At 64.2% G+C, this 5,462-nt stretch carries 5 protein-coding genes and 1 pseudogene; 3 read left to right on the top strand and 3 right to left on the bottom strand.

Annotation, left to right across the window (positions count from 1 at the left end; genetic code table 11):
- Positions 1–141: 141 nt before the first annotated feature.
- Positions 142–1,380, top strand: coding sequence for a cyanate transporter (locus BN1127_RS20130; protein ID WP_042650627.1), 1,239 nt, complete (start codon positions 142–144; stop codon positions 1,378–1,380).
- Between the two features lie 43 nt (positions 1,381–1,423).
- Here the strand turns inward: BN1127_RS20130 and rluF are convergent, their stop codons facing one another.
- The gene (rluF, locus tag BN1127_RS20125) at positions 1,424–2,431 is read right to left on the bottom strand and encodes a 23S rRNA pseudouridine(2604) synthase RluF (protein ID WP_042650626.1); all 1,008 of its coding nucleotides are present in this window, start codon (positions 2,429–2,431) and stop codon (positions 1,424–1,426) included.
- Between the two features lie 569 nt (positions 2,432–3,000).
- Here rluF and gdhA point away from each other — a divergent pair.
- Together gdhA and BN1127_RS20115 are read left to right on the top strand one after the other, a co-directional pair.
- Positions 3,001–4,353: an NADP-specific glutamate dehydrogenase gene (gene gdhA, locus BN1127_RS20120; RefSeq protein ID WP_042650625.1), complete on the top strand. Its 1,353-nt coding sequence runs from the start codon at positions 3,001–3,003 to the stop codon at positions 4,351–4,353.
- A 186-nt stretch (positions 4,354–4,539) separates the two neighbouring features.
- On the top strand, positions 4,540–4,743 hold the full coding sequence (locus BN1127_RS20115) for a DUF3955 domain-containing protein (protein ID WP_042650624.1): 204 nt from the start codon (positions 4,540–4,542) through the stop codon (positions 4,741–4,743).
- 25 nt (positions 4,744–4,768) lie between these two features.
- Here the strand turns inward: BN1127_RS20115 and BN1127_RS20110 are convergent, their stop codons facing one another.
- Together BN1127_RS20110 and BN1127_RS20105 are read right to left on the bottom strand one after the other, a co-directional pair.
- Entirely contained in the window at positions 4,769–5,137 is a 369-nt protein-coding gene (locus tag BN1127_RS20110) for a VOC family protein (RefSeq protein ID WP_042650623.1), read from the bottom strand.
- A gap of 115 nt (positions 5,138–5,252) precedes the next feature.
- Positions 5,253–5,462, bottom strand: a pseudogene (locus BN1127_RS20105) (hypothetical protein); the annotation flags it as partial.

Here is a 5,462-nt window from a genome sequence, read left to right as displayed (position 1 = left end):
ACAATGAAGATGCGGCCCCCTTCGGCTTTGACAGCAGCACCGCTTACGCGGCGCTGCGCCTGCCCCTCAGTCCGCCGCCCCTGCCATTGATCAAGCTGCCAAGCCCCATCCCGGCCGCCGTCCTCTACGGCCCCCAGTCCCATGATTAAGCGCCCGCTTCCCTCCGGCAGCGGCGCCCTGCTGGTGTTGGTGGTGCTGATTGGCATCAATCTGCGCCCCTTCCTCACCGCCATCGGCCCCCTGGCGGGGGAGATAGATGCCCAGCTGGCGCTCGGCATGGACAGGCTGGCCTGGGTCACCCTGCTGCCGCTGCTGCTGATCGGGGTCGGCGTCCTGCTCACCCCGGCCCTGCTCGACAAGACCGGGCCACGCCCCGTGCTCGGCGCGGCCCTGTTGCTGCTGATGCTGGGCAGCGCCCTGCGCCTCGATCTCGCGAGCGGTACCCTGCTTATCGCCAGCGCCGCCCTGTGCGGGCTGGGGTCGGCCCTGGTTCAGGGAGTGCTGCCCGGCCTCATCAAGCGCGCCTTCGCGGGCAAGGTGCCTCTGGTGATGGGGATCTTCTCCGCCTGCATGATGGGGGGCGGGGCACTCGGCGCCGTACTCACCCCGCGCCTCGCCCTGCACCTCGACTGGTCCCGGGCGCTGGCTCTGTGGAGCCTGCCGGTGCTGCTGGCCCTGGTCTGGCTCGGCTGGCGGGTGCGCCTGCCCGCCGCCGCGCCACACGCCACCGAGTCAGGGGAGCAGCGGCTGATCGCGCTGCCCCGCGCCTGGCTGCTGATCGCCTGCTTTGGCATCATCAACAGCGGCTACGGCATCGTCGTGGCCTGGCTGGCCCCCGCCTACCTGGCGCTGGGGTGGAGCCCCCAGCAGGGGGGCGAGCTGGTGGCCTGGCTGGCCCTGGCCCAGACCGTGAGCGGCCTGGGTTTGCCGCTGCTGGCGGCGCGCAAGCTGGACAGGCGCCCCTGGATGGGGCTCGCCATCGCGGCGCAGGTGGCGGGCTTTGGCGGCCTCTGGCTCGCCCCAGAATTCGCCCCCATCCTCTGGTGCCTGCTGTGCGGTGCAGGCCTTGGCGGCAGCTTCTCCCTCATCATGGTGATTGCGCTGGATCACCTGCCAGACCCCAGGCGCGCCGGCAGCCTCAGCGCCCTGATGCAGGGGTTTGGCTTCATCCTGGCGGCCACGGGCCCCTGGGTGGCGGCGCGCCTGCATCACTTGAGCGGCGACTTTGCCAGCGCCTGGCAGTGGCAGTTGGGGGGGGTGGCGCTGATGAGCCTGCTGGTACTGCGTCTGGATCCGCGCCACTACGCCCGCGTGATGCGACAGCCTGCGGTTCCTGTCAGCCAACGGGGCCAGACGGCACAAAGCAATACACCGGCCTAGGGCCGGTGTATTGAGCAAGTTGAAAAGCGAGTGACGGGGCGCCTTAGCGCCCCTTCTTCTGCCGTCCACCCTGGTTGGTGCGCGGTTTGCCCGCAGTGGCCGGCTTGCCCCCCTTGGCCGGGGCCCCCTTGCCAGCGGCGCCTTTAGCAGCTACTCCCTTGCCCACGCCGCCCTTGCCTGCGGGGCTCTTCTTCTCGAAGGCTTCCGGGCCCGGTACGTTGGGGCGCCCGCCAATCTCGTGATCGTCGTCCCGGCGCGGCTTCTTGCCCTGGGCCGCCTTGGCAACCGGCTTGTTGGCAGGCGCCGCCCCCTTGGCCGGTTTGGCCTCGGAGGAGGAGTCTTCAATCAGCTTGAACAGCTCGATCAGCTCGTCGTCGGTAAGGTCGCGCCACTCCCCCACCGGCAACCCCTTGAGGCTGACGTTCATGATGCGGATGCGCTCGAGCTTGGTTACCTCGAAGCCGAAGTGCTCACACATGCGGCGGATCTGGCGGTTCAGCCCCTGCACCAGCGTGATGCGGAACACGAAGGGGGCCTCTCGTTTCACCTTGCACTTCTTGGTGACGGCGCCGAGGATGGGCACCCCGGCCCCCATGCCCCGGATAAACTCGTCTGTCACCGGCTTGTCCACGGTCACCAGGTACTCTTTCTCGTGATCGTTGCCCGCCCGCAGGATCTTGTTCACCAGATCCCCGTGGTTGGTGAGGAAGATGAGGCCCTGGGAGTCCTTGTCGAGGCGCCCAATGGGGAAGATGCGGGTGCTGTGGTTGACGAAGTCGACGATGTTGTCCTTCTCCCCCGCCTCCGTGGTGGAGACGATGCCCACCGGCTTGTTCAGCACGATGAAGACCAGGCTGTCCGCCTCCCGCGCCTCTATCACCTGACCGTTGACCTTGACCAGATCCCCGGCAAACACCTGATCGCCGATCCCGGCCCGCTTGCCGTTGATGTAGACATGGCCCTGCTCGATGAAGCGATCGGCCTCGCGACGGGAGCAGATGCCGCTCTCGCTGATGTATTTGTTCAGGCGCATGGATTCATCGGCCAGCATGGGTCACCTGCCAGATAGTGGAGTTCAAAAGAAGTGTCGGCTCAGTCAGCCAGGTCATGGTCGGGTTAGTCTGCATACATGTCCATCTACAAAAAGAATCAACAAAAAAGAATCTACAAAAAGCGCCTGCAATCAGTCTCTTCAAAAGGGCAAGGCCGCCCTTTCTTCAAAAAAACGCCGCTACAGTAGCATATTGCGCCATCCCTTGCCCCGCCCCGTGCACCGGATCCTGCCATCCGCCCCACCTTACCCCTGCTCCCGCTCTTCTCTCCCCTGCCCAACCTGGAGCGACAAGCCAGCGGTCGCAGAGAGCGTCGAAGGATACCCATAGAGAGGGATGAACTAAAACTTGCTATTTATTGACTTTAAATGCATAAAGAGATTTTCGTCAGCGCGAATTATCACGTTCGTGTCGGCCATGTAGCGGCGTCACCGCCATCATTGTCGGCAATTACCGCCACGAAACAAATTTTTATCCGTATTCACTTTCACCGTCGAATATAAAGCGGGGTGCGGCGCCGATCCTTCTCTGGCAAGAGGCCAATTTCCCTTTATTACAGGAGTTACAGATGAGTCATTCCCTCTCTCAGGAGGCATTCCTGGCCCAGGTGGCCAGCCGCAACCCCCACCAACCCGAGTTCATCCAGGCGGTGAGTGAGGTCGTCGCCTCCATCTGGCCCTATGTGGAGCGTCACCCCCGCTACCTGCAACACGGCCTGCTGGAGCGGCTGGTGGAGCCCGAGCGCCTTGTGCAGTTTCGGGTGAGCTGGGTGGATGACCAGGGTCAGGTGCGGGTGAACCGTGGCTACCGCATCCAGCACAACAGCGCCATCGGTCCCTTCAAGGGAGGCATGCGCTTCCACCCCTCGGTGGATCTCTCGGTGCTCAAATTCCTCGCCTTCGAGCAGACCTTCAAGAATGCCCTCACCACCCTGCCCATGGGCGGCGGCAAGGGGGGCAGCGATTTCGATCCCAAGGGCAAGAGCGAGGGAGAGGTGATGCGCTTCTGCCAGGCGCTGATGCTGGAGCTCTATCGCCACCTCGGGGCCAACACCGACGTGCCGGCCGGTGACATCGGGGTCGGCGGGCGCGAAGTGAGCTACATGGCGGGCATGATGAAGAAGCTCACCAACAGCGCCGAGTGCGTCTTCACCGGCAAGGGACTCTCCTTTGGCGGCAGCCTCATTCGCCCGGAAGCCACCGGCTACGGCCTGCTCTACTTCGTCGAGGCCATGCTGGCCCATCGTGGCCAGTCCCTCGATGGCATGCGAGTCTCGGTGTCGGGCTCGGGCAACGTGGCCCAGTACGCCATCGAGAAGGCGATGGCGCTCGGCGCCTGTGTCATCACCGTCTCCGACTCCGGCGGCACCGTCTATGATCCCGACGGCTTCACCCCGGAGAAGCTGGCACGCCTGATGGAGCTTAAAAACGAGCAGCGCAAGCGAGTGGCGGATTACGCCCACGAGCTGGGGCTGGAGTTCTTCACCGGTCGTACCCCCTGGCACCTGGCGACCGACGTCGCCCTCCCCTGCGCTACCCAGAACGAGCTCGATGAATCGGACGCCGCCGCCCTGATCGCGAACGGCGTACAGCTGGTGGCCGAGGGGGCCAACATGCCCTCCAGCGCCGCCGCCATCCGCCTCTTCCACGACGCCAGGGTGCTGTTCGCACCAGGCAAGGCCGCCAACGCCGGTGGGGTTGCCACCTCGGGTCTCGAGATGAGCCAGAATGCCCAGCGCCTCTCCTGGACCCGGGAGGAGGTGGACGCCCGTCTCAAGGGGATCATGGCCAGCATCCACGCCACCTGTGTGCGCTACGGCCAGGTGGATCAGGATGACGGCCATGTGAACTACGAAAGCGGCGCCAACATCGCCGGCTTCGTCAAGGTGGCCGACGCCATGCTGGCGCAAGGGGTCTGCTAGTTCCCGCCACTCCCCGAAACGCCCCCAAAAGCAACAGGGCAGCCCATGGCTGCCCTGTTGTGTTAGATGCATCGCTGTCGCTTTCATCTGGGCGATCGCAGGTTGCATGCCCGGCGCCACTTCACGCCCACTTCACCCAGCCATGACACCCTCACCCCTCTTTCATGCGCGAACGAGGACAACGAGATGACAACGACCATAGGCGCCCTCCTGATCCTGGCCGGGCTCGGCTGCTTTGGGGCCTTCAACCTGCTTGGCACCACAGTGGATGCACAGGGATTCCTGCACGAGCCCTTTGCCCTGCTGCCCCTGGGCTATCTGCTGCTCTTCATCGGCATGGTGCTCACCTTGCGCCCTCTGCTGCGCAGACTCCTCGCCAAGGGGGAATAAACCCGTTGTGACGCGCCAGAGGTGCTCAGCGATAGCGGCTGATCTCGATAAGGTTCTGATCCGGGTCCAAGCAATAAACCGATTCGATGGGGCCGCAGGCACCGCTTTTTGTCACCGGTCCCTCCACTATCTCGACCCCCTGGCTCGCGAGCTGGGCCATCACCTGATCCAGGGGCCAGCGGGTGATGAGGCAGAGATCCCCAGAGCCCACCTGAGCCCGGTTGCGCCGCTCCTCCCCCAGCAATTGCAGATTGATCTTCTGGTTGCCAAAGCGCAGGGCCCGGCGCCCCTCCCCGAAGGTGATGGGCTCCATCTTGAAGGCGCGGCTGTAAAACGCTACCGCCCGCTCGATGTCGCTCACCGTCAATACCAGATGGTCGATATGGCTGATCATGCATGCTCCCTGTGGTGGTGATCCCCACCCCATCATAACCAGTCCCCTTGGCAGAGACTGTGCCTTGGCACACATCCATTATCCCTAACCATTTCTTTTATCAGGGAAATACACCTTATCGCACGGCGGCGCAGGCCTTGTCTCGTTGGGCCAGCAGTGCTTCGTCCTCGCTCTCCATGGCCGCCAGAATGGCCTGATTGCAGGCCCGCTCCGCGAGCTTCGCCGGGCTCTGCTTGGCATCGGCGATCTCCGCAATCATGGGGCGATAGCCGACAGCAGCCGAGCAGTACATGGTGCGGTACTTAGCAGGGCGGGAGCACACTTT

The organism is Aeromonas media (genome assembly GCF_000819985.1).
Taxonomy (GTDB): domain Bacteria; phylum Pseudomonadota; class Gammaproteobacteria; order Enterobacterales; family Aeromonadaceae; genus Aeromonas; species Aeromonas media.
The sequence above is the reverse complement of the archived record's forward strand: the minus strand, read 5'-3'. Positions and strand labels throughout refer to the sequence as shown.

Bases quoted from the DNA above. Each gene is read 5' to 3' on its own strand.
- BN1127_RS20130 (WP_042650627.1), top strand. From the start codon at position 142: ATGATTAAGCGCCCGCTTCCCTCCGGCAGCGGCGCCCTGCTGGTGTTG.
- rluF (WP_042650626.1), bottom strand. From the start codon at position 2,431: ATGCTGGCCGATGAATCCATGCGCCTGAACAAATACATCAGCGAGAGC.
- gdhA (WP_042650625.1), top strand. From the start codon at position 3,001: ATGAGTCATTCCCTCTCTCAGGAGGCATTCCTGGCCCAGGTGGCCAGC.
- BN1127_RS20115 (WP_042650624.1), top strand. From the start codon at position 4,540: ATGACAACGACCATAGGCGCCCTCCTGATCCTGGCCGGGCTCGGCTGC.
- BN1127_RS20110 (WP_042650623.1), bottom strand. From the start codon at position 5,137: ATGATCAGCCATATCGACCATCTGGTATTGACGGTGAGCGACATCGAG.